Origin of the sequence: Kocuria sp. LUK, assembly GCF_021012935.1 — a bacterium.
Classification (GTDB): Bacteria; Actinomycetota; Actinomycetes; order Actinomycetales; family Micrococcaceae; genus Kocuria; species Kocuria flava.
The window spans coordinates 88670-115267 of record NZ_JAJMZI010000003.1 but is presented as its reverse complement, the minus strand read 5'-3'; the positions used below and the strand labels follow the sequence as shown (position 1 = coordinate 115267).

Below are 26598 nucleotides of genomic sequence, written 5' to 3'. Positions count from 1 at the left end.
CGCCGTGGACACGGCGGGCCGGGGCGTGCGCCGGCTGCGCGCGCGGGCGCTGCCGCTGCGCAGCCGGCTGGTGCTGCTGCTGCTGGCGCTGCTGACCGTGGTCTGCCTCGCGGTCGGGCTGCTGGGGCAGGCGGCGCTGGACGTCTTCCTGACCCGGCAGCTCGACGAGGACCTCGACCAGCAGGTCCGCCGCACCCTGCGCGCCGGGGTGCAGGGGCCGGACGACCCCGCGGAGCGCCCCGACGACGGCCCGCAGGACCGCCCCGAGGGCCGGGTCGCGTGGGCGGGCAACGTCAGCGCGCGCCTGGTCGACGGGCACGTGGTGGAGGCCGACGTGATCGCCGGCAACGGCGCCCACGAGGCCCTGCCCGAGGAGGACCTCGGGCGGATCGAGGCGCTGGCCCACCGGCTGGGGGACGACGCGGGCGGGACCCGCGGGACGGAGCTGGGGCCGGTCGACGCGCAGCTGTCCACCGGCGGGTACCGGGTGCAGGCCGTGGACGACCCGTGGGAGCTGGGCTCCGTGCTCGTGGGCCTGCCCACGGAGGAGAAGCAGGACACGCTGAACTCGTTCCGCCTCGCGAGCGCGGGGATCTCCGTGCTGGCCATCGGCGGGACCGGCCTGATGGGGCTGGTGCTGGTGCGCCGGACACTGCAGCCGCTCGAGGAGCTCGCCGACGTCGCGACCCGCGTCTCCGAGCTGGACCTGGACCGCGGGGAGATCGTGCTGCCGGTCGACGCGGTGCGCACCTCCGAGGACCCGGGCACGGAGATCGGCCGCCTCGGCCACGCCTTCGGGCTGATGCTGGGCAACGTCGCCCACGCCCTCACGGCCCGCCAGCGCAGCGAGACGCGGGTGCGCCGCTTCGTCGCCGACGCCAGCCACGAGCTGCGCACGCCGCTGGCGAGCGTGCGCGGCTACGCGGAGCTGATCCGGCTGACCGAGCCGATGAGCCCGCAGGGCCGCACCTCCCTGTCCCGGGTCGAGTCCGAGGCGGCGCGGATGACGGCGCTCGTGGAGGACCTGCTGCTGCTGGCGCGCCTGGACGAGGGCCGCCCGGTGGTGGCCGTGGACGTGGACCTGCTGGAGCTGGTCGTGGAGACGGTCAGCGACGCCCGGGTCACGGCGCGCGGCCACGACTGGCGGATGCGCCTGCCCGACGAGCCGGTGCTGGTGCGCGGGGACCCCGCGCAGCTGCGCCAGGTGCTGATCAACCTGCTCGCCAACGCCCACCAGCACACCCCGGAGGGGACCACGGTCACCGCCGGGCTGGCGGCCGAGGACGGCTGGGTAGCGCTCGAGGTCGCCGACGACGGGCCCGGGATCGACCCGCAGTTCCTGGACCACATCTTCTCCCGCTTCGCCCGGGAGGACGACGCCCGCGCCGGCACGACCGGCGGGTCCGGCCTGGGGCTGTCGATCGTCGAGGCCATCGTCGCCGCCCACCACGGGACGGTGACGGTCGACAGCGCCCCCGGGTCGACCTGCTTCACCGTCCGCCTGCCCGCGGCCTCCGGCTGAGCCCGGCCCCGCGGGCCCTGCTTGCTCCTGGAACGGCGGGGGCCTTTAATGAACTGGTCAGGAACCGTTCGGCACGGGCGGGGCAGCTGCTCCTCCCCCGCCGAAACCGCAACGCCGCGTCCGGGGTCCGTAGCGTGCCGCGTGCTGGGTTTCCCGTGCGGTCCCGCCGGGGCCCCGGGCACTGCCCGTCACGCTCCGGAGGATCCCCCCGTGAACGCTCTTCCCACGGCCCCGTTCACCGCGTCCCTGCCCCGCGTGCGCACCGCCGAGAACCCCCCGTTCGCCGTCGACGGGCTGCGCATCCCGCACGAGGCCGTGATCTTCGACATGGACGGGGTCGTGACGGACACCGCGGCGGTGCACGCCGCCGCGTGGCGGACGCTGTTCGACGCGATCCTCGCCGACGCGCGGCTCGAGCCCGCCGAGGAGGGCGGGCAGGTCGACCGCCGCCCGTTCGACGCCGACGCCGACTACCGCCACTACGTGGACGGGCGCCGCCGCGAGGACGGGATCCGCTCCCTGCTGGCCGCCCGCGGCGCCCGGCTGCCCGAGGGCGAGGAGACCCCCGGGGCGTGGACCGTCCAGGGCCAGGCCGCGCTGAAGAACACCTACTTCCAGGAGGTGCTCGAGCAGACCGGCGTGCGGGTCTTCGCCGGGACGGTGGCGCTGATCGAGCGGCTGCGGGCCGCCGGGGTGCCGGTCGGGCTCGTGACGGCCAGCCGCAACAGCGTCCCCGTGCTGGCCGCCGCCGGCCTGCAGGACGCCTTCGACATCATCGTGGACGGCCACTTCGCCGCCGAGCACGGGCTGCCCGGCAAGCCCGAGCCCGACACCTTCCTCACCTGCGCCCGGATGCTCGGGGTCGACCCGGCCCGCTCCGTGGTCGTGGAGGACGCCGTGGCCGGCGTCCGCGCCGCGGCCGCCGGCGGCTTCGGCACGGTCGTGGGCGTGCGCCGCCACGGCGAGCGCCGGGACCTCTACCGCGCCGGCGCGACCCTCGTGCTCAACGACGTCGCCGAGCTGGACCTGGGCTCCCGCCGCGAGGACCCGTGGAAGCTGGTCTTCGAGGGCTTCGACCCCGCCACCGAGCCGCGCCGCGAGGCCCTGCTGACGCTGGCCAACGGCTACATGGGCGTGCGCGGGTCGGCGTGCGAGTTCGCCGACAACGGCGTGCACTACCCCGGCAACTACCTGGCCGGGGTGTTCAACCGCGTGGTCAGCCACCTCAGCGGCCGCGACGTCGAGCACGAGTCGATGGTCAACGCCCCCAACTGGACCCACCTGGACCTGCGCGTCTCGGGCGGGGAGTGGTGGTCCGAGGGCGGTCTCGTGCCCTCCGAGGAGCGGGTCGAGCTGGACCTGCGCCGGGGCCTGCTCGTGCGCTCGCTCGTGCTCACCGACCTCAACGGCGACCTGGGCGACGACGGCTCCCGCGCCCGCCTGGAGATCGTCCAGCGCCGGCTCGTCTCGCTGCGCTACCGCCACCTCGGGGCCCAGGAGACCACGGTGACCGCCCGCGGGTGGTCGGGGCGGCTGCACGTGCGCACCGGCATCGACCCGACCGTGCGCAACAACGGCGTGGCGGAGTACAAGGAGCTCAACGCCCACCACCTGGTGGACCTCGAGTCCACCTCCCTGCCCGACGACCACGAGACGCTGCTCTCGCACGTGCGCACCACCCAGTCGAAGATCGAGATCACCACCGCCCAGCGGACCCGGATCGAGGGCGGGCAGAACGTGCGGGAGCGGCGCGAGATCCGCCCCGGCGGCACCGAGTTCCGCCGCCACCAGGTCAACGTGGTCGAGGGCAGGCCGGTGGTCATCGACTCGACCACGGCCGTGGTCACCAGCCGCGACGCCGCGATCGGCTCCCCGCGCGAGGGCGCGCTCGCCGAGCTGGACCGCAACCCCTCCGGCGTGCGGGGGCTGCTGCCCTCCCACGAGACCGAGTGGCAGCTGCTGTGGGACCGCTACGACGTGGACGTGTGCCCCGACCCGGCCGAGCGCACGGGCGAGCTGTGCATGACGCAGCTGGCGCTGCGGGTGCACCTGTTCCACGTCGCCCAGACCCTCGCCCCGCACATGTCCCTGCGCGACGCCGGGGTCCCGGCCCGCGGCCTGCACGGGGAGGGCTACCGGGGCCACATCTTCTGGGACGAGCTCTACATCCTCCCGGTCGTGAACCTGCGCCAGCCGGCGGTGACCCGCTCGCTGCTGTCCTACCGGTGGCGCCGCCTGGCCATGGCCCGGCACCGGGCCACCGAGTTCGGTCTCGAGGGCAGCGCCTTCCCGTGGCAGTCCGGCTCGGACGGGCGCGAGGAGACCCCGCCGGAGCTGTTCAACCACCACTCGAACCGGTGGCTGCCGGACAACTCGTGGCGGCAGTTCCACGTGGGCCTGGCGATCGCCTACAACGCCTGGATCTACTACGAGACCACCGGGGACCTCGACTGGCTGGCCGGGCAGGGCGCGGAGCTGATCATCGGGATCACCCGCCTGTTCGCCTCGCTGACCGACTACGACCCGGCCGACGAGCGCTACCACATCGCCGGGGTGATGGGCCCGGACGAGTACCACGACGGCCCGCGCGGCCAGCACGGCGGCGGGCTGAAGGACAACGCCTACACCAACGTGCTCGCGGCCTGGCTGTTCCGGCACAGCGCCCACATCTTCAACGACATGGTGGAGCACCAGCGCGAGGAGCTCTCGGCCCGCTACGACCTCACCGCCGAGGAGGTCGGCACCTGGCAGCGGATGGCGGAGCGGATGTTCGTCCCGTTCAACCGCGACGGCACGGTCAGCCAGTTCGACGGGTGGGACGACCTCGACGAGCTGGACTGGGAGTACTACCGGGCCAAGTACCGCAACATCGGCCGCCTCGACCTCCTGCTGGAGAACGAGGGGGACATGACCAACAACTACAAGCTCGCCAAGCAGGCCGACGCGATCATGCTCGTCTACCTCTTCGGCCCCGAGGGCCTGGTCGAGGAGCTGGGGCGGATGGGGTACGCGGTGGACCACGCGACGATCGAGCGCACGGTCGACCACTACATCGCCCGGTCCTCGCACGGCTCCTCGCTCTCGCGGGTGGTCAACGCCTCGGTGCTCGCCTGGCTGCACCCGGACCGGTCGTGGTCGGCGTTCCAGGACGCGCTGCTGATCGACCTCGACGACACGCAGGGCGGGACCACCGGCGAGGGGATCCACCTCGGCGCGATGGCCGGCTCGGTCGACGTCGTCACCCGCGCCTACGCCGGGCTGCGGGTGCGCGGGGAGTGGCTGGAGTTCGACCCGGCCCTGCCCAGCCAGCTCGAGAAGGTCTCCTTCACCGTCCTCTACCGCGGGCAGATGATCCGGGTCTGCATCGACCACCAGGTCCTCGAGCTGGAGGGCACCTCGCGCCGGGCCGGCAGCGTCACCGTGCACGTGCACGGGGCCGAGTACGTGCTCAAGGGCGGGCAGCGGATCCGCGTGGCCATCCAGCAGCGCCACCCCCGGCGGGGCGCCCACTAGGCTGGGCCCATGGACGCACGGACCACCACCGCACGGGTGCTGCCCCACGGCGGGCACACGCCCCGGATCGACCCGACCGCCTTCGTCGCCCCGGGGGCGACCGTGGTCGGGGACGTCGAGCTCGGCCCGGACTCCGGGGTCTTCTACGGCGCCGTCGTGCGCGGGGACCGCTCCCCCGTGCGCCTGGGCGCGGGCTCGAACCTGCAGGACAACGTCGTGGTCCACTCGGACCCCGGCCGCCCCTGCACGATCGGGGCCGGCGTCAGCGTCGGCCACGGGGCCGTGGTCCACGGGTGCACCGTGGCCGACGGCGTGCTCGTGGGGATGAACGCGACCGTCCTCAACGGCGCGGTGGTCGGCGAGGGCTCCCTCGTGGCCGCCGGCGCGGTGGTGCTGGAGGGCACCGTGGTCCCGCCCCGCTCCCTGGTCGCCGGCGTGCCCGCGAAGGTGCGCCGGGAGCTGACCGCGGAGGAGCAGGAGCGCGTGCGCACCAACGCGCGCACCTATGTGCAGCTCTCCGCCGAGCACCGCGGGGCCTGAGGACGCACCGGGCCCGGGACGGGCTCAGGGGGCCGTGAGCGTGCGGGCGTAGTCGCGGTAGGCCTCGGGGTCGAAGCCGGGCAGCAGGCACGACTGGACCACCCAGCCCTGGAGCACCGACAGGATCGCCTGGGCGAACATCCCCGTCCACTCCTGCGCCGCGGCCTCGTCCAGGCCCAGCTCCTCGACGGCCCACCGCCCGTAGCGCCGGGCCACGAGGGCCCGCAGCCGCCCCAGGTGCTCCCCGGCGAGCGCGCCGAGGGCCGGGTCGGTCGCGGCCGCGCCCCAGGTGACCAGCAGCAGCCGGGTCGTGGCGGGATCCGCGGCCAGGCGCTCGAGCAGGGCCACGAGCCACTCCGCGGGCTCGAAGGCCGGCCCTGCGCCGCCCCCGGCCGGCTCCGCGCCGTCCCCGGCGAGCACGCGGTCCAGGGCCGCGCCCGCGGCGGCGAGCACGAGCTCCTGCTTGGACGGGAAGTGGTTGTACAGGGCCCCGGCGGACAGCCCCGTCGCGGCGATGATCCGGTGCATCGAGGCGCCCTCGTAGCCGTGCTCGAGGAAGCACCCGCTCGCGGCCTCGACGATCTGCGCGCGCCGCCGCTGCCGGTACTGCTCGCTCACCCTCGCCACGCCCGCCAGTCTAGGCGAGGCCCGCCGAGCACGGCGGAACGGTCGTCCGCCCGGCCCGCCTCCCGCCGCGGGCGGGGACGGGCAGCGGTGCGGGGACGGCACCGGGTGGCAGAATGCGACGATGCCGCACTCCGCCGTCCCGCACACCCCAGCGCCCCCCGCCCCCGGGAGCAGTGACCCCGGCAGGCACGCCCCCGGCCCCTCCGCCGGTGCCCCCTCTGCCGCCACCCCGGCCGCCGGGGACCCGCCCCTCGCCCCGTTCGCCGCCGCGGCCCTGGGGGCCGCGCACCTGGACGAGCCGCTGGCCCCCACGGGCCGCACCCTCCGGTGGGGCGTGGTGAGCACCGCGTCGATCGCCGAGAAGGTCGTCCCGGACATCGCGGCCCTGCCCGACGCCCGGGTCGTGGCCGTGAGCTCGCGGGTGCAGGCCCGGGCCGAGGACTTCGCCCGCCGGCACGGGATCGAGCGCGCCTACGGGGACACCGCCGCTGCCACGGGACTGGAGCGGCTGGCGGGCGACCCCGACGTCGAGGTCGTCTACGTGGCCACCCCGCACGGCCACCACCACCGCGACGTCTCGGTCCTGCTGCGCGCCGGCAAGCACGTCGTGTGCGAGAAGGCCCTGGCGATCACCGCCGCCGAGGTCCGCGACCTGATCCGCCTCGCGCGCGCCCACGGGGTGCTGCTCATGGAGGCGGTCTGGACGCGGATGACCCCGGGCTTCCGGGCCGCGCTGCGCCGGGTGCGCAGCGGGGACCTGGGCCGGGTGCGGGCCGTGGACGGCACGATCGGCATGTCCCGCCCGGTCGACCCGGACCACCGGCTGTTCTGCCGGGCCGACGGCGGCGGCGTGCTGCTGGACATGCTCGTCTACCCGCTGACCTGGACCGCCGCCCTGCTGGGCGCACCGCGCTCGTGGAGCGCCCGGGCCGAGCTCGGTCCGACCGCCGTGGACGTGGACACCGCCCTGACCCTCGAGTTCGGCGGCGCCCGCGGGCACGTCAGCGGCACGCTCTCGGCGGCGGTCCCCCACCAGGTGGTGGTCTCGGGCACCGAGGGGTGGCTGCGCGTGGACGGGCGGATCAACTGCCCCACGGCCCTCGTGCTGCAGCCGGCGGAGGGGCTGCGCCGGGGCGCGGCCCCCGTCGTCGAGCGCGTGGCCGTCACCGGCGCCGGCTACGTCTACGAGATGCGCGAGGCGACCCGCTGCGTGCAGGCCGGGCTGACCGAGTCCCCGGTGGTGCCGTGGGCCGACTCCCTGGCGACCGCGGAGTTCTTCGACCGCGTGCGGGCGCGGATCGGGCTCGTCTACCCGCACGACGACGCCCTGCCCACCGACCCCTGAGGGGCCCGCAGCCGCACGGGGGTGCGCCCGGACGGCGCGCGGTTCGCCGTGGGCGATCCGGCGCGGGACCCGTTGCCCGCCCGGCCGGCGAACGCTATCCTGAACACAGTTGAGTTGATCTGACTCAACTAAGTGTCTGGACCATTGCTCATTTGGTTGAGGAGATGATTGACATGGCCACCATGTTCTCCCCGTTCAACGACTTCGACCGCCTGGCGAACTCCTTCTTCGCCCGCCCGGGCCTGCGGGAGATGCCGATGGACCTGTACCGGGACGGCGACGAGTACATCCTGCGGGCGGACCTGCCCGGCATCGACCCGGAGAGCGTGGACGTGGACGTCGACGGCCAGCTGCTCACGATCCGCGCCGAGCGCAAGCTGCCCGAGGTCAAGGACGTGCAGTGGATCACCCGCGAGCGGCAGAGCTCCTCGTTCGTGCGCCAGCTCAACCTGGGCCAGGGCATCGACATCGAGGGCATCGCCGCGAGCTACGACAACGGCGTGCTCACGGTGACCATCCCCGTCTCGGCCCAGGCCAAGCCGCGCAAGATCCAGGTCGTCTCCGGCGGCGACGACCGGCAGTCCCTGGGCGGCGGGACCGGTTCGGGCGGGGACCGCGTGATCGGCGAGGGCGAGCTCGTCAACGGCGAGACCTCGACCCAGTCCACCGAGGGCTGAGCACCGGCGACCGCACCCGTCCACGGCCGGGGGCCCGCTCCGCACGGAGCGGGCCCCCGGCCGTGCGCGCCCCTCCGGTCCGGACCGGCCCTCCCCCCGCCTCCCGTTCCGGGGGCCCGCGGCGCCTCGGGTAGATTGAGCCCAGGAACCACCGTCCCGATCCGACCACGTTCATGGGAGAGAAGCCCGCACATGGCAAAGATCATCTACACCCGCACCGACGAGGCGCCGCTGCTCGCCACCTACTCCTTCAAGCCGGTCGTCGAGGCCTTCGCCTCCACCGCCGGCGTCGAGGTGGAGACCCGCGACATCTCGCTGGCCGGCCGCATCGTCGCGGCCTTCTCCGACCGCCTGCCGGAGGACCAGCGGATGGCCGACGCCCTCGCCGAGCTGGGCGAGCTGGCCAGGACCCCCGAGGCCAACATCATCAAGCTGCCGAACATCTCGGCCTCCGTGCCGCAGCTCAAGGCCGCCGTCAAGGAGCTCCAGGGCCAGGGCGTCGACCTGCCGGACTACCCGGACGAGCCGGGCACCGACGAGGAGAAGGAGGTCCGGGCCCGCTACGACAAGATCAAGGGCTCGGCCGTCAACCCGGTGCTGCGCGAGGGCAACTCCGACCGCCGCGCCCCCGCCTCGGTGAAGAACTACGCCCGGAAGAACCCGCACCGCATGGGCGCGTGGTCCGCCGACTCGCGCACCAACGTCGCGACCATGGGCGCCGACGACTTCCGCGCCAACGAGCAGTCCGTCGTCGTCGCCGAGGACGGCGCCCTGAGCATCCGCCTGGTCGCCGAGGACGGCTCGACCACCGTGCTCAAGGAGTCCGTGCCGGTGCTCGCCGGCGAGGTCGTGGACTCCACCGTGATGCGCGCCGCCGCCCTGGACGCGTTCCTGGCCGAGCAGGTCGAGCGCGCCAAGCGCGAGGACGTGCTGTTCTCCGTGCACCTGAAGGCCACCATGATGAAGGTCTCCGACCCGATCATCTTCGGCCACGTGATCGAGGCGTTCTTCCCCGAGCTCTTCGCCGCGCACGGCGAGGCGCTGCGCGAGGCCGGGCTGAGCCCGGACAACGGCCTCGCCGCGATCCTCAACGGCCTCGACGCCCTCCCCGCCGGCGTGCGCGACGAGGTGCGGGCCGCGATCGACAAGGGCCTCGCCGAGGGCCCGAAGCTCGCGATGGTCAACTCGGACAAGGGCATCACGAACCTGCACGTGCCCTCCGACGTCATCGTCGACGCCTCGATGCCCGCGATGATCCGCACCTCCGGGCACATGTGGGGCCCGGACGGCGAGGAGGCCGACACCCTCGCGGTGCTCCCGGACAGCTCCTACGCCGGGGTCTACCAGGTCGTCATCGACGACTGCCGCAGGAACGGCGCCTTCGACCCGCGCACCATGGGCTCCGTGCCCAACGTCGGGCTCATGGCCATGAAGGCCGAGGAGTACGGCTCCCACGACAAGACCTTCGAGATCCCCGCCGCCGGCCGCGTGCAGGTCGTCGACGGCTCCGGGACCGTGCTCATGGAGCACGAGGTCGCCGCCGGCGACATCTGGCGGGCCTGCCAGACCAAGGACGTCGCCGTGCGCGACTGGGTCAAGCTGGCCGTCACCCGCGCCCGCGCCACCGGCTCCCCCGCGGTCTTCTGGCTGGACCGCGACCGCGCCCACGACGCCAACCTGATCGCCAAGGTCGAGCAGTACCTGGGCGAGCACGACACCGAGGGCCTGCAGCTGGAGATCATGTCCCCCGAGGAGGCCACCGCGTACTCCCTCGAGCGGATCCGCCGCGGCGAGGACACGATCTCCGTCACCGGCAACGTGCTGCGCGACTACCTCACCGACCTGTTCCCGATCCTCGAGCTGGGCACCTCCGCGAAGATGCTCTCCGTGGTGCCGCTGATCAACGGCGGCGGCCTGTTCGAGACGGGCGCCGGCGGGTCGGCCCCGAAGCACGTCCAGCAGCTGGTGGAGGAGAACCACCTGCGCTGGGACAGCCTCGGGGAGTTCCTCGCCCTGGCGGCGAGCTTCGACCACCTGGCCACGCGCTACGACAACGCCCGCGCCCAGGTCCTGGCCGACACCCTGGACCGCGCGACCGGGACCTTCCTCGACGAGAACAAGTCCCCGAGCCGCAAGGCCGGTGAGATCGACAACCGGGGCAGCCACTTCTACCTGGCCCTGTACTGGGCCCAGGAGCTCGCCCGGCAGGACGCCGACGCCGAGCTGGCCCGGGCGTTCGCGGCCGTCGCGCAGGAGCTGGCCGAGAACGAGCAGGCGATCAACGAGGAGCTGCTCGCCGTGCAGGGCCGCCCGGCCGACATCGGTGGGTACTACCGTCCGGACGACGCGAAGACCACCGCGGTGATGCGCCCGTCGGAGACCTTCAACCGGGTGCTGGCCTCGCTCAGCGCCTGATCCCCCGGAACACGGGCCGAGGGCCCCTCCCGCCGCGTGCGGGAGGGGCCCTCGGCCGTTGACGGGCGGGGCGCCGCCCCGTCCGGTCAGTGGAAGAAGTGCCGGGCGCCGGTGAAGTACATCGTCACCCCGGCGGCGCGGGCGGCCTCGACGACCTCCTCGTCGCGCACCGACCCGCCGGGCTGGACCACGGCGCGCACCCCGGCGTCGAGCAGCACCTGCAGGCCGTCGGCGAAGGGGAAGAACGCGTCCGAGGCGGCCACCGCGCCGCGGGCGCGCTCCGCGCCGTCGGCGCCGAGGGTGTTGGCGCGCTCGACGGACAGCCGGCAGGAGTCGACCCGGTTGACCTGGCCCATGCCGATGCCCACGGAGGCGCCGTCGTCGGCGAGCAGGATCGCGTTGGACTTCACGGCCCGCAGGGCCCGCCACGCGAAAGCGAGGTCGGCGAGGGTGCGCTCGTCGGCGGCCTCGCCGGCGGCGAGGGTCCAGTGCGCGGGGTCGTCGCCCTCGGCGTCGAGCCGGTCCGGCAGCTGCAGCAGGGCCCCGCCGGAGACCTGGCGGTACTCCAGCGCGTCGCGGCCGAAGTCCTCCGGCAGCTGCAGCAGGCGGATGTTCTTCTTCTCCTGCAGCAGCTCGAGGGCCTCGGGCTCGAAGCCCGGGGCCACGACGACCTCGGTGAAGATGTCCTTGACGGTCTCGGCCATGGCCCGGGTCACGGGCCGGTTGGCCGCGATCACCCCGCCGTAGGCCGAGAGCGGGTCGCAGGCGTGGGCCTTGCGGTGGGCCTCGGCGACCGGGTCCGCCGCCCCCGGCCCGGCGACCGCGACGCCGCAGGGGTTGTTGTGCTTGACGACCGCCACGGCGGGCTCGTCGAAGTCGTAGGCGGCGCGCAGCGCGGCGTCGGCGTCCACGTAGTTGTTGTAGGACATCTCCTTGCCGTGCAGCTGGTCGGCCTGGGCGATGCCCGGGGCGGCGGCCTCGTCGACGTACAGGGCCGCCCGCTGGTGGGGGTTTTCGCCGTAGCGCAGGGTCGCCGCGCGCTGGAGGGCGAGCCCGGCGTAGGGCGGGAAGGCGTTCGCCTCCTCCTCGCCGGCGAACTGCTGCATGGTCCAGGTGGCCACGGCGGTGTCGTAGGCGGCCGTGTGGGCGAAGGCGGCGGCGGCCAGCCGGCGGCGGGCGGCGAGGTCGAACCCGCCGGCCCGGGCGGCCTCGACGACCCCGCCGTAGCCGGCCGGGTCGACGACCACGGAGACGGCCGCGTGGTTCTTGGCCGCGGCGCGGACCATGGAGGGCCCGCCGATGTCGATCTGCTCCACCACGTCGTCCTGGCCGGCTCCGGAGCGCACGGTCTGCGTGAACGGGTAGAGGTTGACGACGACGAGGTCGAAGGGCTCGATCTCCAGCTGCGCGAGCTGCTCCATGTGCTCGGGCTTGCGCCGGTCGGCCAGGATGCCGGCGTGCACGCGCGGGTGCAGGGTCTTCACCCGGCCCTCGAGGCACTCCTGGAACCCGGTCACCTCGGCGACCTGGGTGACGGGCACCCCCGCCGCGGCGATCCGCTCGGCCGTGGAGCCGGTGGAGACGAGGGCCACGCCGGCCTCGTGCAGCCCGCGGGCGAGGTCCTCCAGGCCCGTCTTGTCGTAGACGGACACCAGGGCTCGTCGGATGGGCACGCGGTCGGGCTGGGGAAGGCTCACGGGAACTCCAAGCGTCGGGGTCGGCGGGTGTCGGCGCGGCGCGCCGCCCACCAGTCTACGGACCCCGCAGGACCCGCCGCCGGGCCGGCCCGGTCAGCGGGCGGGGTGCGGGGCGCGGGCCAGGGCGCCGAGGGTCGCCACGAGCAGCTCCCGCTCGGCGGCCTTGATCCGCTCGTGCAGGGCCCGCTCGTCGTCGCCGTCCTCGACCGGCACCGCGGCCTGGGCGAGGATCGGGCCGGCGTCGACGTCGGCCACGACCTCGTGCACGGTCACGCCCGTGATCCGCACCCCGTGGGCCAGGGCGTCGCGCACGGCGTGGGCGCCCGGGAAGGAGGGCAGCAGGGAGGGGTGGGTGTTGACGATGCGGCCCGCGAAGGCGGCGACGAACCCGGCGTCGACGATGCGCATGAACCCGGCGAACAGCACCCGGTCGGGCGCGTGGGCGGCCACGGCCTCCTGCAGCGCCCGGTTCCAGCTCCCCCGGTCGGGGTGCTCGCCGGGACGGACGAGGAACGTGGGGATCCCCGCGGCCTCGGCGCGCTCGAGCCCGCGGCAGGGCTTGTCGGCGCCCACCGCGGCGATCTCGACGTCGATGCGGCCCTCCCGGACGGCGTCGAGCACCGCCTGGAGGTTGGTGCCGGACCCCGAGACCATGACCACGATGCGCATGCGTCGAGTCTAGCCGCGGCGGGCGGGCCCGGTCCGCGCGCCCGGGCGGGTGCGGCCCACCGTCTAGAGTGAGGGGCATGGCTCCTCCCCCCGCGCCCAGCGCCCCGCCCGCCCGCCAGGACGCCCGCCGCGCCGCGGCCCGGCGCACGACGGTCGCGGGGCTGGTGTGCACGGCGGTGGCCACGGCGCTGGTGGGCGCCGCGTTCTGGCCGACCGTGGCCGGCACCGCCGCCGCGGCCCTGGCCGTGGGGCTGGGCGTCGCCGCGCTCGTGCGCTCCGCGGGCACGGGCCGGCGCACCCTGCTCGTGGTGGGGGCGGTGGCCGTGCTGGTGCTCGGCGGCACGAGCCTGCTCACGGGGGCGGCCCGTCTGGCGCTGTGGCCGGTGGCCGAGGCCTACGACCGCTGCGTCTCCTCCACGCTGACGATCTCCGGCGGTGCCCGGTGCCAGCAGCAGCTGGAGGAGGACGTCTGGTCCTACCTCTCCGGGGAGGGGACCGCCGCGGAGTCCTCCGGAGCCACGGGCCCGGCCGGCTCCGCACCGGCGGCGGACCGCCCCGCCTGAACCGGTGCGCCGGGGCGCAGGGGCGCGGCCGGGGACTCGCGCTCGAGCCAGGGGCCCAGCGCGCACCCCACGGCGGCGCCCAGGGCGACCTCGGCGCCGAAGAGCAGCAGCACCTGCAGCCCGTCGGGCCCGACCTGCACGAGCCGCCCCAGCCCCAGGGAGCCCTGGGCGATCCAGCTCAGCGCCATCGTCAGGACCCCGGCCACCAGTCCCGTGAACGCCCCGGTCAGCAGGGCCGAGAGGGGGTAGGTGAGCCAGCGGGCGGGCAGACGGATGGCCATCCAGTCGTCGAGGTGGTTCTCGCCCTCGCGCACGAACCACCACCCGGCGAGGACCCCGGCCAGCAGCGGCAGGACGACGACGGTCAGCGCCCACGCCGGCAGCTGCTCCGGCGGCAGGGCCGCCAGCACCGGCAGCAGCGGCACGGGCCCCGGCTCGGTGCCCAGCGGCGAGACGTGCGTGCCGGCGCCGAGGTCGAAGCCCGCGCCGGTGGCCCACGCGAAGGCCCACACCACGAGGTTGGGCAGGTAGCCCAGCTGCAGGGCGGTGAGCGCGGTGTCCCCCGGTGCGCCGGTGCCCAGGCGCTGGTAGACCGTCACGACGTCGTTCCAGTTCCACAGCAGCGCCGCCGCCAGCACGGCCCCGCCGATGCCGACCCCCGCGACCGCCGCGAGGAACCCGGCCCGCAGCACGGCCCAGACGTAGGACCCGGCCCAGCGGGAGTACTGGCTCGTGCGCTCCACCCACGCCGCGGCGTTGACGCCGATGAGCCCGGGCAGCGAGCGGGAGGCCCGGAAGGCACCCACGAACGCCCCGAGGGCCACGGGCACGAGCGGGAAGAGGGCCCCGGCCCACGGTGCGGCCGAGACCTCCTCCGTGCGGAAGAGCAGCGCGGCCCCCGCGCCCAGGCCGGCGTAGCCGGCGAGGCCGGTGAGGTAGGGCTGCCAGAACTGCCCCTCCCAGCACGCGCGCGCCAGCCGCCGTCCGGCCGCCCACGCGAGCGCGAACGGCACGAGGGTCAGCCCCAGCGGCACGAGGGTCAGCGCCCCGGTGGTGGCCGGCAGCCCGGCCCCGGGCTCAAGGCTCACCTGCAGCGGCACGAGGTGGGCCAGCAGCCACACCTGCCCGGACAGCGCGAACCCGCCGGGCAGGCCGAGGTCGTCGAAGCCGTCGGCGAGCCAGACCATGAGCACGGTCAGCAGCACCAGCAGCCAGGAGAGCACCGCCACGGAGCCGAGCTCGAACAGGCCCTGCAGCCACAGGGGCATCGGCACGCCGCGGCGGACAGGGGAGGAAGGGCTGTGGGAAGTCATCACCGCACATTCTCCCACGCACCCCGTCCCGCCGGGCGGGAGTTCACGACCGCGTCACCGGCGGGTCACGCGGGGGCGGCCCGGGCGTCGCCGCGGCGCGGCAGGGTCGGGGACGTGAGAGTCGCCCTCGTCGCCGAACAGTTCCTCCCCCACATGAACGGGGTCACCCACTCCGTGCTGCGCGTGCTGGAGCACCTGCGCGCCCGCGGTCACGACGCGGAGGTGATCGCCCCCTCCTACGGCCCGGCCGGCTCCGCGCCGGCGGACCTCGACGGCGTGCCGGTGCACCGGCTGCCGGCCCTGCCCCTGACCGGCTACCCCGACGTGCGGGTGGCCGGGGGCACGGTCGCGCGGGTGCGGCGGCTGCTGGAGCGGATCGGGCCCGACGTGGTGCACGCCGCCTCCCCGTTCGTGCTGGGCCGGCGGGCGGTCGTCGCGGCCGACCAGCTGGGCCTGCCCTGCGTGGCCGTCTACCAGACCGACGTGCCCGGCTACGCCGCCAAGTACGGCGCCCCGTTCCTCGAGCAGCTGCTGTGGTCCCGGGTCCGCTCGATGCACGGGCTCGCGACCCTGACGCTGGCCCCGTCCACGGCGTCGGTGCGGCAGCTGGCCGAGCACGGGGTCCCGGACGTGCGCCTGTGGCGCCGGGGCGTGGACGCGGTCCGCTTCGACCCCGCCCACCGGGACGAGCGGTGGCGCCGGGAGGTCGGCGGCGGCCGGCGCCTGGTGGGCTACGTGGGGCGGATCGCCCCGGAGAAGCAGGTCGAGGACCTCGCGGCGGTCGCCGACCTGCCGGGCACCCGCCTCGTCGTCGTCGGCTCCGGCCCGGAGGAGGAGGCCCTGCGCCGCCGCCTGCCGGGGGCGCACTTCACCGGCTTCCTGGGCGGCGCTCAGCTGGCCCGGGTGATGGCCTCCCTCGACGTGTTCGTCCACCCGGGCGAGTTCGAGACGTTCTGCCAGACCGTCCAGGAGGCCATGGCCTCCGGGGTGCCGGTGGTCGCCACCGGCCGCGGCGGGCCCGTGGACCTCGTGGACTCCTCCCGCACGGGCTGGCTCTACCCGCCCGGGGACCTGGGCGCGCTGCGCGACCGGGTGGCCGACCTCACCGGGGACGAGGCCAAGCGGGCGGCCTTGGGCGCGGCGGCCCGCGCGGCCGTGCGGGGGCGCACGTGGGAGGCCCTCGGCGACGAGCTGCTGGGCCACTACCGCGACGCCGTGGCGCTGCGCGCGACCGGGCACCGCCCCGCTCCGCGCCGCACCGCCTGAGCGCGCCCCTCCGGCGCGTGCCGGCCCGGCACGTCCCTGCACGCCGGGCCGCCCCCCTCCCGGACGCGCCGGGAGGGCGCCGGTGCCCCGGCGGGCACGGGTCCGCGGGCGGCCCGGGTCAGCGCCGCGGGTCGGCGGGGAGCACGGGCGCGCCCGTGCCGGCGTAGCGGTCGGGCTCGGCGGTGAGCACGGTCAGCCCGTGCACGAGCGCCGTCGCCGCCGTCAGGCCGGCGACCGGGTCCGCGCACCCGCCGGCGCCCAGCTGCCCCCACGCGCGGGCGACCGCGGCGTCGACGGGCAGCACCCGCTCCGCGAAGCGCAGCTCGAGCTGCTGGGCCCACAGCGCCTCCTCCGGCCGCCCGGCGAGCAGCTCCCCGAGCGCGGGAGCGGGCAGGTACATCCGCCGGTGGCCGTTGCGGCGCAGGGCCCCGGCGAGGCCGGGGCTGCGCTGCGGGGTGCGCACGCCCAGCAGCACGGAGCGGTCCAGCAGCAGGTCCACGGGCGGGTCAGGCCGCCGCGGCGCGCTCGTCGCGCACGGGGGCCAGCAGGAAGTCCACGAAACGGGTGCGCTCCTCGACGTGGCGGGCGTAGTCGTCGAGGCTCAGGGCGGAGACGGCGGCGGGGGCGGCAACCGCGGGGGCGTCGGTCATGGCGAGGGGTCCTTCGCTGTGCTCTTGCTCGCACCGGGTGCCGCCGCGGCGGCGGTTGCGAGCCGCTTCCTCATCCGAACCACCCGTGAACATGGGGTTGGTGCCCGGTCAAGTCGGAGCTTGGCGACCGGAACTCTTGAAGCTGTCCCCCATTCAACCACACCCGCCGGGGCCGCGGCAGGGACGTTCCGCACCCGTCACCGTCCCGTCACCCCCACGACACACGGACCGTGTTGAGTGGTGTCCGGTGGACGAGGAGCGGGCCCGGGAGCGGGCCGGCGCACCGCGCTCCATGACGATCGCGTGACACATCTCACGCAGAACTTGTCGTGGTGTCGGTGCGGCGGGCTACCCTGATCCTGCTTCTCGAGATGCAGTCCCTGCGCATCCCCACGGGACCGGTGGTCCCTGCCCGGTGCGCGGAAGGCTCCGACCGGCTGCACGCCAACCCGCGGTTCACGGGTGGTTCGGATGACGAAGCGGTGGGCGACGAGAACGGACGCCCGCAAGAACGTCAGGAGAGAGAAAACATGACCATGTCCCAGGAACGACCAGCCACGACCAGCGAACAGCGGGAGGAGTGGATCGACGTGACCGTCGCCGCCCTGCCCGATCTGCACCTCGTCCGTCTCACGTCCACCGACGGGGACGTCGAGGAGTACACCACCGCGGAGGCCGACGACCTCGCCGCCGCGGCGGAGCACACGGCGGGATCCGCGCAATGGTGCGCCAAGTACCGTCAGCTCCTCGTCCCCGGCGCCACCGCGGCGACCGGCCGCCACCCGTTCTTCAAGCTGCACCCCGCCTCGCTGCCGCTGTCGGCGTAGACCGGCGGCGCGGGCGCACGCGCAGCTCGTCCAGGGCCGCGACCCCGAGGGTCGCGGCCCTGCGCGTGCCCGGGGGTGGACGCGGCGCCGCACCCGGGGCCGTGCCCCGGCCCCTTCCCGGGGCGGGACGTCCGGGAACGACGGAACCGCCGCCGGGCGGGGCCCGGCGGCGGTTCCGTTGGAGCGAGCGGGCCCGTGGCCCGTCGTCAGCTTCCGATCAGAAGGTGATCAGGAGATGACGGTGATGTTCGCGGCCTGGGGGCCCTTCGGGCCGTCCTGGGTCTCGAACTCGACGCGGTCGTTCTCGTTCAGCGAGCGGAAGCCGCCGGAGTTGATCGCGGAGAAGTGGGCGAAGACGTCCTTGGAGCCGTCCTCGGGGGTGATGAAGCCGAAGCCCTTGTCGGCGTTGAACCACTTGACGATGCCGGTAGTCATGGTGATACCTGGTCTTTCATGAGATGGACGTTCCCCGGGGATCGGGAAACCGGTCAGTTGTGATGCCAGAAAACGTCTTCTCAGAAAAACTGCTGCACCCGTGGCGGGCCGAACTGCTTGAAATCCAAAACGACAACCTCAACAACTCCGCCCACTCTACACGGCTGCGAGGGCGGTGCCCACCCCCGCGTCCTGCGGCGTGCGCCACAGCTCAGCCCATGAGCTTGTCGACCAGCACCTGGGCGAACTCCGGGGAGACGTCGCCGTAGTTGAGGGAGAAGTCCTCGTCCACCTTCGCCGGCAGCAGCCCGGAGCACAGCACCGCGGCGCGGGCGTAGAGCCCGGACAGCTCCGCCCCGATCGGCACGGACAGCAGCTGCAGCTCGGGATCGTAGGAGACCAGCGGCACCCCGGCGCGGCGGGCCGCGAAGTGCTTGCCGATGCCGGAGGCCACGAAGCGGGCGTGGCCGGAGGCGACGTCCTCGGGGGTGCGGAACGCGTAGCGGGTGCGGTGGTGGTGGTTGATCCGGTACAGGCCCGGGAGGTCCCGGTCCTCGGTGGCCTCCCACGTGGCGTCCTCGGGCACGAACCGCTCGGCGACCCCGTTGTACTGCATCTCCGCGCGCGGCAGGTCCTGCTCGACCTCGGAGAGCGGGGGCAGGGTGTCGAGCATGACGGGGCCCGCCTCGAAGACCACGTCGCACAGCCCGTGGGGCAGGGCCTCCTGCAGCCGTTCGAGGTCCACGTCCTGCAGCAGCGTGGTCGCGTGGTCCTCCGGGGAGAGCACGACGACGGAGGCCTCCTGGGCTGCGGCGGCCTCGGCGACCACCTGCTCCTTCTCGGGGGTCCACCCGCCGGTCAGCAGCACGGAGCCGTCGACGAGCTGGGTCAGGGACGGGCCGCACACCTGCCAGCGGCGCACGCTCCAGTGCTCGTCGCGGACCACCTCGAGGAAGCCGAGGGCCTGGAGGTGGCCCACGAACCACTCCTCGAAGCGCTCGGAGTCCTCGAGCTGGCGGGCCACGATGGACAGGCTCGAGCGCTTGCCGCCGCCCAGGAAGGTCAGGGCGTCGCGGAAGGGCAGCCAGGAGGTGGGGTAGTCCCCCTCGTCGGGGCCGATGAACCGCAGCGACTCGACCGAGCCGGCCGGGGTGATCGCCGAGGGCTTGGTGAGCCGGCCCGGGTAGCGCTTCTGCAGCCCGCACTGGGCGCACTCGCCGAAGATCCAGGGCGCCTTCGCCTTGGGCTCCATCGCCGGCAGCACGATCCGGTGCCGCCCCGTGGCCAGGCAGGAGCGGCCCTCGGGCTCGGGCAGCACGTTGGTGCGCTCGAGCAGCAGCTGGCCCTCGGAGGAGTGCCAGCCCGGGGCGGCGGGCACCTCGTGGCCGGTCGCGACCTCCCGGGCGGGGAGGTTGTCGAAGGAGCCCTGGACGTACTCCTCCGGCAGCTCGGCGGCCGTGGCGGCGCTGACCGCCCACAGCGGCTCGGCGGCCACGTGCACCATCTCCCCCTCGTAGCCCAGGGAGCGCTGGGTGACGTAGAAGGACGAGTCCCGCAGCTTGAACTCCCGGCGCTGCTTCACGGTGCGCCCGGCCTTGAGCACGAGCGTGTAGTCGTTGGGCCGCAGCGTGCCGTCGGGGCGGGCCAGCGGGGTGCCCTCGAGGGAGATCTGGAACGGCGGCACCCGGTTCTCGGCGAGCCGGGCCTTCTCGAGCCGGAAGGAGTGGGGGTTGCGCCACTCGACCTCGACGCTCAGCGGGGCGTCGGCGTCCGAGGTGACGGTGACCTGGGGCGGGCGCAGCGCCGACCAGCGCACGACGTCGCCGGGGATGCGCAGCCCGCCGGAGAGCGTCACGGCGGGCACAAGGCGCGGGACGAGGCCGGAGAAGTTGTCGTCGGCGGTCAGCTCGGGGTTGCCGGCGCGCAGCACCTGCACGTCGTCGAACATCACCCAGCCCTCGGGCAGGCCGTGGGTGCCGGCCTCGACGAAGCGGTAGTCCGGGGAGGCGGAGTCGTCGAGGATCCGCTTGATCCGGGCGATCCACTCGGGCTCGTCGCGGACCATGACCCGGCACGGCCACGCGGCGGGGATGTGGTCCACGGAGATGAAGGTGTCGGAGAACCCGTCCTTGGCCAGGACGACGACGGGGCGCGGGTTGCGCTCGAAGCGCACGGGCCCGGCGCCCAGGCGCAGGGTGCCGCCGAGCAGGCTCTCGGTGTCCAGGCGGGCGGTGTAGGCGGAGGTGCCCAGGAAGGCGTCGCCGATGTAGGACAGGAAGACGGTGCGGGGCCCCGCCGTCGTCCCCAGCTCGACCTCCCGGCCGGTGAGGAAGCGCTTGGGCACCACGAAGCCGAGCTCGTAGACCGGGTTGCCCACGTAGTCGGTGCTGTCGGTCAGCGACAGCGAGCAGCCCTTGACCGCGCTGCGGCCGGGACCGCGGGCTCCGGCGCGCACCTCGGCGCGGGCCTGCTCCCGGGACTTCTCCCACACCGCGAGCTCCGCGAGGGCGATCTCGAGGCCGGGCTCGCGGGTCAGCGGGTTCGCCCAGATCTGCTTCATGGCCTTCGACGCCTTCGTCTCGGCCAGGTCGAGCCAGAAGTCGACGTAGATCCCGAGCTCGGCCGCGGAGAGCCCCTGGGCGGTGGTCACCCCGAGGTCCTCGAACATCCGGTGCAGCTGGCGCCGCTCGGCCTCCCCGAGCATCGTCTGGGACAGCGCCAGGCCCACGGGCCGCTGGTTGACGGCGTAGGCGGTGGGCAGCCCGATCTCGCCGTCGCGCAGCTCGAGCCAGTAGCGCAGGGCGTCCCAGTACGCCTCGGTGTCCTTCTTGAAGGACGCCTCGAGGGCCTTGGTGTTGTCCGCCCCGGCCTGCAGGAGCACGGCCAGGGGGAGGAAGAAGGTGGAGACGGACTTGTTGCCCGTGCGCGCGGCGAGCGTGGACATGTGCCGGCCGGCGAGCGCGAACAGGGCCAGCAGGCCCACCACCGGCGGCGGCGGGATCTCGGCCAGCGAGTCGAGGCTGCGCCGCGAGGCCCGGTACCACCGGTCGTTGAGCCGGGTGAAGGCCTCGAACACGGGCCGGCGGTCCTCGCCGGTCACGAGCAGCGGGGTCACCGAGTCCGCGAGCGCCCGCAGGGTGGACGGGCCGTCCAGGCCCTGCTCCTCCCCGATGACGGCCAGGGCCCGCTCGTCGAGGTCGAGGTAGACGGGCTCACCGGCGCGGTGGGGCCCGAAGAAGGCGGCGCACACGGCATCGTTCCAGCGGAGGTAGGCGGCCTCCTCGGCACTGTCGGCAATGGCGTGGTCTCCGAGCCGGAGCCCAGCTGCGTCGGGCACGAGTCCTCCGTCCGCGGCCGCAGGCAGGCCGCTGTCGTCGTTCGAGGGGTCGCCACGATCATAGCGAGGCCCCGGAGGACCCGGGCACGGCGGCGGAGGTCCGCGGGGGCCGATACGGTGGAGGGATGCACTCCCCTCCCGGTCCCCTCGTGGACTCCCGGCGTCTCGTCGCGGCCGCCGGGCCCGCGGTCTTCCGCCGCGGGCAGGACTACTTCCGCTCCGGCCGGGTCCGGTCGGTGGAGTGGGCGCCGGCCGCGGACGGGTCCGGCACGCTCGAGGCCGAGGTCGAGGGCTCGGGCCGGACCTACGCCACGACCGTGCGCGTCGGCGCCGGGGGCGCCCCCGGGTCCGCCTGGTGCACCTGCCCCGCGGGCGGGTTCTGCAAGCACGCCGTGGCCGTGGTGCTGCGGCACAACTTCGAGGCGGCGGTCCGGGCCCACCGCACGGGCGGGACGGCCGCGCCGTCGTCGCCGGAGGAGCCCGGGGCACAGGAGGCCCCCGACTGGAAGGACGAGCTGTCCCGGATCCTCGGGGGCGGTCCCGCCCCGGGGGCCGGCGCGGCGGAGGACGAGGGCGCGGTGGGCCTGGAGTTCGACCTGCGCCGCGAGGCGGTGCGGCACGCGCCCCGGCGGGGGGCGCAGGGACCGGCGCCCTGGCAGCTGGCCGTGCGCCCGGTGCGCCGCGGCCGGCGCGGGCAGTGGATCAAGGGCGGCCTGGACTGGGAGCGGGTGGCCGCCGAGCCGGGGCTGCTCGCCCCCGCCCAGGCGGACTGGTTCGACGAGCTGCGCGCGCTCAGCGCGGCCCGCACCCCCTACCCCGTCCACGACCGGCACTGGATCCGCCTGGACTCCTACGCCTCCCCGCTGCTGTGGGGGATCCTGGCCCGGGCCGAGGACGCGGGCATCGCCCTGGTCGGCCGGGAGCACGGGCTGCCCGTGGTCCTCGAGGCCCCCGGCCGGTTCTGCGTGGACGTCGAGCGCGGCCCGGGCGCGGACCTCGAGCTGCGCCCGACCGTGCACAGCGGGCAGCGGGCGATCCCGCTGGACACCGCCCGCATCATCGGCGACCCCGGGCACGGACTGTTCCACCCGGACGGGGACCCGCAGGAGGTCGCGGCCGCCGAGGACCTCAACGTCTTCCCGCTGCACCTCGTGCCGCTGGCCACCCGCCTGACCCGCGAGCAGCGGCGCTTCCTCGACACCGCCGGCGGGCTGCGGATCCCCGAGGACGAGGTCGGGGAGTTCTTCGACCGCTACTTCCCGCGGCTGCACCGCAGCATGGACGTGGCCGCCGGGGACGGGTCGATCGAGCTGCCCCAGGTGGCCGACCCCGAGCTGGTGCTCACCCTCGAGCACGACGACCTGACGGTGCGCACGGCCTGGGAGTGGGAGTACCAGCGCGGCCGCGAGCGCATCCGCCTGCCGTTCCGGCCCGTGGACCCGCTGGGCGACGAGCCCGTGGACCGGGAGACCTCCTGGGAGACGGCCGTGACCGCGGCCGTGCGCCACCGCGCCCCGGGGGTGGACTTCCGCCGCTCGAGCTGGGCGGGCGGGGACGCGCTCGTGCTGATGCGCGAGTGGCTGCCGGCCCTCGAGAAGGTCCAGGACCTGCGCATCGAGCACACCGGGGGCCCGCCCGCCTACCGGCAGGCCGCCGAGCCGCCGACCATCACCGTCAGCACCGCGGCCACCGAGCGCCGGGACTGGTTCGACCTCGGCGTCACCGTGCGGGTCGGGCAGTTCTACATCCCCTTCGCCGACGTCTTCCGCGCCCTCGACCAGGGCCAGGACGTGATGCTCACCCCCGACGGGTCGTGGTTCGCGCTGGACCGCCCGGAGTTCGACCGGCTGCGCGAGCTGATCCGGGAGGCCCGCTCCCTGCAGGAGAGCTCGGAGGGGCCGCTGCGGATCCACCGGCAGCAGGCCGGGCTGTGGGAGGAGCTCGAGGAGCTCGCCGATGACACCGAGCAGGCCGAGTCCTGGCGGCGCGGGGTGCGGGACCTGCTCGAGCACGGCGCGGACGGGCCCCCGCCCGTGCCGGCCGGGCTGCACGCCGAGCTGCGTCCCTACCAGCGCGAGGGCTTCGCGTGGCTGAGCGTGCTGTGGGACCACGGGCTGGGCGGGATCCTCGCCGACGACATGGGGCTGGGCAAGACCGTGCAGGCCATCGCCCTGATCTGCCGCGCCGTGGAGCGCGACCCGGGGCTGCCGCCGTTCCTCGTGGTCGCCCCCACCTCCGTGGTGCCGAACTGGGTCGCCGAGATCCGCCGCTTCGCCCCGGGGCTGCGCGCCGTGGGCGTGGCCGACACCCAGGCGCGCGCGGGCACCCCGCTCGCGGACACGGTCGCCGGCGCGCACGTGGTGGTGACCTCCTACACCCTGCTGCGCCTGGACGAGACGGCCCACCGGGAGCTGCCCTGGGCCGGGGTGCTGCTGGACGAGGCGCAGTTCGTGAAGAACCCCCGCACGAAGGCCCACCGGGCGGTCCGGGAGCTGGGCGCCCCGTTCACCCTCGCGATCACCGGCACGCCGCTGGAGAACAGCCTCACCGAGCTGTGGGCGCTGCTCTCGCTCACCGCCCCGGGGCTGTTCCCGTCCCGGCGCCGGTTCACCGAGGCCTACCAGCGGCCGATCGAGCGCGGCGAGGACCCGGCGGCCCTCGAGCGGCTGCACCGGCGGGTGCGGCCGCTGATGCTGCGCCGCACCAAGGAGTCCGTGGACCTCGAGCTGCCGCCCAAGCTCGAGCAGACCATCGAGGTGGACCTCTCCCCCGCCCACCGGCGCCTCTACGACACCCGGCTGCAGCGGGAGCGGCAGAAGGTGCTGGGTCTGCTGCGCGACCTCGACCGCAACCGCTTCACGATCTTCCGGTCGCTGACCACGCTGCGGCTGCTCGCCCTGGACGCCGGCCTCGTGGACCCCGACGCCGAGGTCTCCTCCAGCAAGCTCGACCTGCTCTTCGAGCACCTGCCGGAGATCGTCGCGGAGGGCCACCGGCCCCTCGTGTTCAGCCAGTTCACGAGCTTCCTGAAGAAGGCCGCCGCCCGGCTGGACGAGCTGCGGATCCCCTACACCTACCTCGACGGGTCGACGACCGACCGCGCCCGCGTGCTCGAGCGATTCACCTCCGGCGAGGCGCACGTGTTCCTCGTCAGCCTCAAGGCCGGCGGCTTCGGGCTCAACCTCACCGAGGCCGACTACTGCTTCCTGCTGGACCCGTGGTGGAACCCCGCGACCGAGGCCCAGGCCGTGGACCGCACCCACCGGATCGGCCAGCAGAAGAAGGTGATGGTCTACCGGCTCGTGGCCCGGGACACCATCGAGGAGAAGGTCATGGCCCTCAAGGAGCGCAAGGCGAAGCTCTTCGACGCCGTGCTCGACGACGACCGCATGTTCTCCGGGGCCCTGAGCGCCGACGACATCCGCGGGCTGCTGGAGCCCTGAGCGCGGCGTCCTGCGCCCGCCGCCCCGTCATCCGGTGGTCACAATCGTCCCCGGGACGCGGGCGGCGGAACGCAGCCGCTAGCATCGACAGCACCGCACCGGACGACCGCCGCGACCGTGCCGGGGCTCGGACGCGGCACGCCTCGCATCCGAGCGGTCCCGCCCGCCCCACAGACCGGAGGAGTCCGCCCATGCCGTACGCCGTGGACGGTGTCGCCGCCTTCGTGCAGCGCCACGGCCCGCTCCTGCGGGCCATGGCCCGGCGCGGGCTGACCCGCGGCCAGGCGCGGCTGCGCTTCCTCCTGCTGTTCCCGGAGGAGTCCCCGGCCCTGTTCGACGCCGCACTGGCCCAGCTGGGCGAGCGCTTCCGCCCGGGAGCCGCCGCCCCCGAGGTGGGCGACGAGGCCGTGCGCGCCGGGATCTGGCTGGCCCTGGCCCAGCACCTGGGCCTGGCCCCCGATCCCCAGCACGCGGCCGTGCACCTGCCCCACGACACGGTCCGCGACGTCACCTCCCTGCTCTCGGAGAGCGACCCGGACGGCGACGTGACCCGCCGGGCCCTAGGGCTCATCGGCGCCGCCCAGCGGCACGCGGCCGAGCAGGCACCCCCGGCCCTCTCGGCCCGGGAGTACGAGCACGCCCGGCTGGGGCTGTGCACCGACGCCCAGTTCCTGTGCAGCCTGGCCCACTACTGGCCGGCCCCCGAGCGCACGGTCGCCCAGCGCCTGGGCGGGGGCAGCTGGAGCGCCGCCCTGCAGGCCATGGGCTTCGCCACGGGCGCCGACGCCGAGCAGGAGCGGATCTTCACGGAGGAGGAGTACGCCGCCGCCGTCACGGCCTTCCTCGCCGACTGCCGCCGCCGGGGCCGGCGCCCCACCACGACGCTCTACGGCCGCTGGGCCGTGGAGCAGGCCGGGGCCCGCACGCCGCGGCCGTACTTCGACGGGGTCCGGCGGTTCTTCGGCTCCTGGGAGGAGGCCATGCGCTTCGCCGCCGGCCGCCAGCACGCGGGCCCGGACGGGGCCGAGGGCTACGCGGACACCCGCACCTGGTCGGACCTGGCCACCCCGGAGGCCCAGGAGATGCTGGGCCGGGCCGGCATCGGCGTGGTCACCCACGGGGCGGCCCCGCAGCCGGCCGGCGAGGAGGTGTGGGAGGACCTGCAGCGGCTGATCACCACGGTCCTGGCCCGCCTGCCCTGGAACGACTTCCTCGTCGTCGAGTACGAGCCCGTGCACCCGGGTGCCGAGTCCCCGGCCGCCTGGGCCGAGTCCGGGCCGCAGGGCGTGCGGTGCGCGGTGCTCTCGGGCGGGCAGTTCGTGCACGCCGAGTGGCCGGTGGACGCCACCTTCTTCCACGAGGACGAGTGGGAGGAGCCCGCCGGGTGGGACCAGCCGTGGACCACCGGCCCCACGGGATTCCGGGAGGCGGCCCAGAAGCTCGTCGACGGCCTGCGGTTCGGCTGGGGCTGCGCCGATCCCTACCGCTTCCACTGGGGCGTGGGATCCTTCCCCGCCGAGCCCGTCGGCGAGGGCCTCGCCGACGTCGTGGCCGCCCGCACGCGGATGCCCTCGACCCCCGAGACCTGAGACCCGCCCGCGCGCCGAGGGGCGGCGTTCGGCGGCTCCGGACGGGTCGGAGCCGCCGAACGCCGCCCCTCGGTGTGCTGCGGGGCCCCGCCGCGCACCGGCCGGTGAGGCCTGCGCCACGGCCGGGTCCGGTCGGGCGCCGCGGGCACTAGACTGCCCCGGGACGGCGG

19 protein-coding genes and 1 riboswitch are annotated in these 26598 nt (G+C 74.9%); of the genes, 11 read left to right on the top strand and 8 right to left on the bottom strand.

Features of this window, described 5'->3' with window-relative positions:
• Window positions 1-4: 4 nt before the first annotated feature.
• The 3 genes from LQU92_RS06140 to LQU92_RS06130 all read left to right on the top strand — a co-directional run bounded on the left by LQU92_RS06140 (window position 5) and on the right by LQU92_RS06130 (window position 5575).
• Window positions 5-1522: a cell wall metabolism sensor histidine kinase WalK gene (locus tag LQU92_RS06140; protein WP_230778988.1), complete on the top strand. Its 1518-nt coding sequence runs from the start codon at window positions 5-7 to the stop codon at window positions 1520-1522.
• A 210-nt stretch (window positions 1523-1732) separates the two neighbouring features.
• Window positions 1733-5035, top strand: a complete 3303-nt coding sequence (locus LQU92_RS06135; protein WP_101852841.1) for a beta-phosphoglucomutase family hydrolase — start codon at window positions 1733-1735, stop codon at window positions 5033-5035.
• A gap of 9 nt (window positions 5036-5044) precedes the next feature.
• Window positions 5045-5575 carry a gamma carbonic anhydrase family protein gene (locus LQU92_RS06130; protein ID WP_230778986.1) on the top strand — a complete coding sequence of 177 codons (531 nt, stop codon included), beginning with the start codon at window positions 5045-5047 and terminating at the stop codon, window positions 5573-5575.
• Between the two features lie 24 nt (window positions 5576-5599).
• On the opposite strand, the gene LQU92_RS06125 is transcribed toward LQU92_RS06130, so the two are convergent.
• The gene (locus LQU92_RS06125) at window positions 5600-6202 is read right to left on the bottom strand and encodes a TetR/AcrR family transcriptional regulator (protein ID WP_230778983.1); all 603 of its coding nucleotides are present in this window, start codon (window positions 6200-6202) and stop codon (window positions 5600-5602) included.
• Window positions 6203-6323: 121 nt separating this feature from the next.
• Between LQU92_RS06125 and LQU92_RS06120 the strand changes: the two genes are divergently transcribed.
• The 3 genes from LQU92_RS06120 to LQU92_RS06110 all read left to right on the top strand — a co-directional run bounded on the left by LQU92_RS06120 (window position 6324) and on the right by LQU92_RS06110 (window position 10639).
• On the top strand, window positions 6324-7547 hold the full coding sequence (locus LQU92_RS06120; RefSeq protein WP_230778980.1) for a Gfo/Idh/MocA family protein: 1224 nt from the start codon (window positions 6324-6326) through the stop codon (window positions 7545-7547).
• A gap of 173 nt (window positions 7548-7720) precedes the next feature.
• Complete coding sequence (locus LQU92_RS06115) at window positions 7721-8224, top strand: Hsp20/alpha crystallin family protein (protein WP_101852845.1); 504 nt, start codon at window positions 7721-7723, stop codon at window positions 8222-8224.
• Between the two features lie 192 nt (window positions 8225-8416).
• A complete protein-coding gene (locus LQU92_RS06110) occupies window positions 8417-10639 on the top strand; it encodes an NADP-dependent isocitrate dehydrogenase (RefSeq protein WP_230778977.1) in 2223 nt (740 codons plus the stop codon).
• A gap of 86 nt (window positions 10640-10725) precedes the next feature.
• Here the strand turns inward: LQU92_RS06110 and purH are convergent, their stop codons facing one another.
• Window positions 10726-12336, bottom strand: coding sequence for a bifunctional phosphoribosylaminoimidazolecarboxamide formyltransferase/IMP cyclohydrolase (gene purH, locus LQU92_RS06105; RefSeq protein WP_230778974.1), 1611 nt, complete (start codon window positions 12334-12336; stop codon window positions 10726-10728).
• A gap of 93 nt (window positions 12337-12429) precedes the next feature.
• Complete coding sequence (purN, locus tag LQU92_RS06100) at window positions 12430-13005, bottom strand: phosphoribosylglycinamide formyltransferase (RefSeq protein ID WP_230778971.1); 576 nt, start codon at window positions 13003-13005, stop codon at window positions 12430-12432.
• A 77-nt stretch (window positions 13006-13082) separates the two neighbouring features.
• Here purN and LQU92_RS06095 point away from each other — a divergent pair, with 77 nt between their 5' ends.
• On the top strand, window positions 13083-13568 hold the full coding sequence (locus tag LQU92_RS06095) for a hypothetical protein (protein WP_058858229.1): 486 nt from the start codon (window positions 13083-13085) through the stop codon (window positions 13566-13568).
• Here the strand turns inward: LQU92_RS06095 and LQU92_RS06090 are convergent.
• Window positions 13481-14881 (bottom strand): DUF6350 family protein, encoded by a 1401-nt coding sequence (locus LQU92_RS06090; RefSeq protein WP_230778968.1) that lies wholly within the window; start codon window positions 14879-14881, stop codon window positions 13481-13483. The genes LQU92_RS06095 and LQU92_RS06090 overlap by 88 nt on opposite strands.
• Before the next feature lie 114 nt (window positions 14882-14995).
• On the opposite strand from LQU92_RS06090, the gene LQU92_RS06085 reads away from it, so the two are divergent.
• Window positions 14996-16147, top strand: coding sequence for a glycosyltransferase family 1 protein (locus tag LQU92_RS06085; RefSeq protein ID WP_230778965.1), 1152 nt, complete (start codon window positions 14996-14998; stop codon window positions 16145-16147).
• A 118-nt stretch (window positions 16148-16265) separates the two neighbouring features.
• Here the strand turns inward: LQU92_RS06085 and LQU92_RS06080 are convergent, their stop codons facing one another.
• Together LQU92_RS06080 and LQU92_RS06075 are read right to left on the bottom strand one after the other, a co-directional pair.
• The gene (locus tag LQU92_RS06080; RefSeq protein WP_230778962.1) at window positions 16266-16646 is read right to left on the bottom strand and encodes a PIN domain-containing protein; all 381 of its coding nucleotides are present in this window, start codon (window positions 16644-16646) and stop codon (window positions 16266-16268) included.
• 7 nt (window positions 16647-16653) lie between these two features.
• A complete protein-coding gene (locus tag LQU92_RS06075) occupies window positions 16654-16797 on the bottom strand; it encodes a hypothetical protein (RefSeq protein ID WP_180814729.1) in 144 nt (47 codons plus the stop codon).
• Between the two features lie 15 nt (window positions 16798-16812).
• Window positions 16813-16939, bottom strand: a riboswitch (SAM riboswitch).
• Between the two features lie 388 nt (window positions 16940-17327).
• Between LQU92_RS06075 and LQU92_RS06070 the strand changes: the two genes are divergently transcribed.
• Window positions 17328-17624 carry a hypothetical protein gene (locus LQU92_RS06070; RefSeq protein WP_230778959.1) on the top strand — a complete coding sequence of 99 codons (297 nt, stop codon included), beginning with the start codon at window positions 17328-17330 and terminating at the stop codon, window positions 17622-17624.
• 228 nt (window positions 17625-17852) lie between these two features.
• Here LQU92_RS06070 and LQU92_RS06065 read toward each other — a convergent pair whose 3' ends face one another.
• Window positions 17853-18059, bottom strand: coding sequence for a cold-shock protein (locus LQU92_RS06065; RefSeq protein WP_047804984.1), 207 nt, complete (start codon window positions 18057-18059; stop codon window positions 17853-17855).
• A 211-nt stretch (window positions 18060-18270) separates the two neighbouring features.
• The gene (locus tag LQU92_RS06060) at window positions 18271-21396 is read right to left on the bottom strand and encodes a hypothetical protein (protein WP_230778955.1); all 3126 of its coding nucleotides are present in this window, start codon (window positions 21394-21396) and stop codon (window positions 18271-18273) included.
• Between the two features lie 125 nt (window positions 21397-21521).
• On the opposite strand from LQU92_RS06060, the gene LQU92_RS06055 reads away from it, so the two are divergent.
• Both LQU92_RS06055 and LQU92_RS06050 read left to right on the top strand, forming a co-directional pair.
• The gene (locus LQU92_RS06055) at window positions 21522-24839 is read left to right on the top strand and encodes an SNF2-related protein (RefSeq protein WP_230778952.1); all 3318 of its coding nucleotides are present in this window, start codon (window positions 21522-21524) and stop codon (window positions 24837-24839) included.
• A 191-nt stretch (window positions 24840-25030) separates the two neighbouring features.
• Window positions 25031-26428, top strand: coding sequence for a hypothetical protein (locus LQU92_RS06050; RefSeq protein WP_230778950.1), 1398 nt, complete (start codon window positions 25031-25033; stop codon window positions 26426-26428).
• The last annotated feature ends 170 nt before the right edge of the window (window positions 26429-26598 follow it).

Excerpts from the sequence above, each read along its gene's own strand:
- LQU92_RS06075 (WP_180814729.1), bottom strand. The coding sequence starts at position 16,797 with ATGACCGACGCCCCCGCGGTTGCCGCCCCCGCCGCCGTCTCCGCCCTG.
- LQU92_RS06130 (WP_230778986.1), top strand. The coding sequence starts at position 5,045 with ATGGACGCACGGACCACCACCGCACGGGTGCTGCCCCACGGCGGGCAC.
- LQU92_RS06050 (WP_230778950.1), top strand. The coding sequence starts at position 25,031 with ATGCCGTACGCCGTGGACGGTGTCGCCGCCTTCGTGCAGCGCCACGGC.
- LQU92_RS06090 (WP_230778968.1), bottom strand. The coding sequence starts at position 14,881 with ATGACTTCCCACAGCCCTTCCTCCCCTGTCCGCCGCGGCGTGCCGATG.
- LQU92_RS06110 (WP_230778977.1), top strand. The coding sequence starts at position 8,417 with ATGGCAAAGATCATCTACACCCGCACCGACGAGGCGCCGCTGCTCGCC.
- LQU92_RS06095 (WP_058858229.1), top strand. The coding sequence starts at position 13,083 with ATGGCTCCTCCCCCCGCGCCCAGCGCCCCGCCCGCCCGCCAGGACGCC.
- LQU92_RS06065 (WP_047804984.1), bottom strand. The coding sequence starts at position 18,059 with ATGACTACCGGCATCGTCAAGTGGTTCAACGCCGACAAGGGCTTCGGC.
- LQU92_RS06070 (WP_230778959.1), top strand. The coding sequence starts at position 17,328 with ATGACCATGTCCCAGGAACGACCAGCCACGACCAGCGAACAGCGGGAG.
- LQU92_RS06120 (WP_230778980.1), top strand. The coding sequence starts at position 6,324 with ATGCCGCACTCCGCCGTCCCGCACACCCCAGCGCCCCCCGCCCCCGGG.
- LQU92_RS06055 (WP_230778952.1), top strand. The coding sequence starts at position 21,522 with ATGCACTCCCCTCCCGGTCCCCTCGTGGACTCCCGGCGTCTCGTCGCG.
- purN (WP_230778971.1), bottom strand. The coding sequence starts at position 13,005 with ATGCGCATCGTGGTCATGGTCTCGGGGTCCGGCACCAACCTCCAGGCG.
- LQU92_RS06115 (WP_101852845.1), top strand. The coding sequence starts at position 7,721 with ATGGCCACCATGTTCTCCCCGTTCAACGACTTCGACCGCCTGGCGAAC.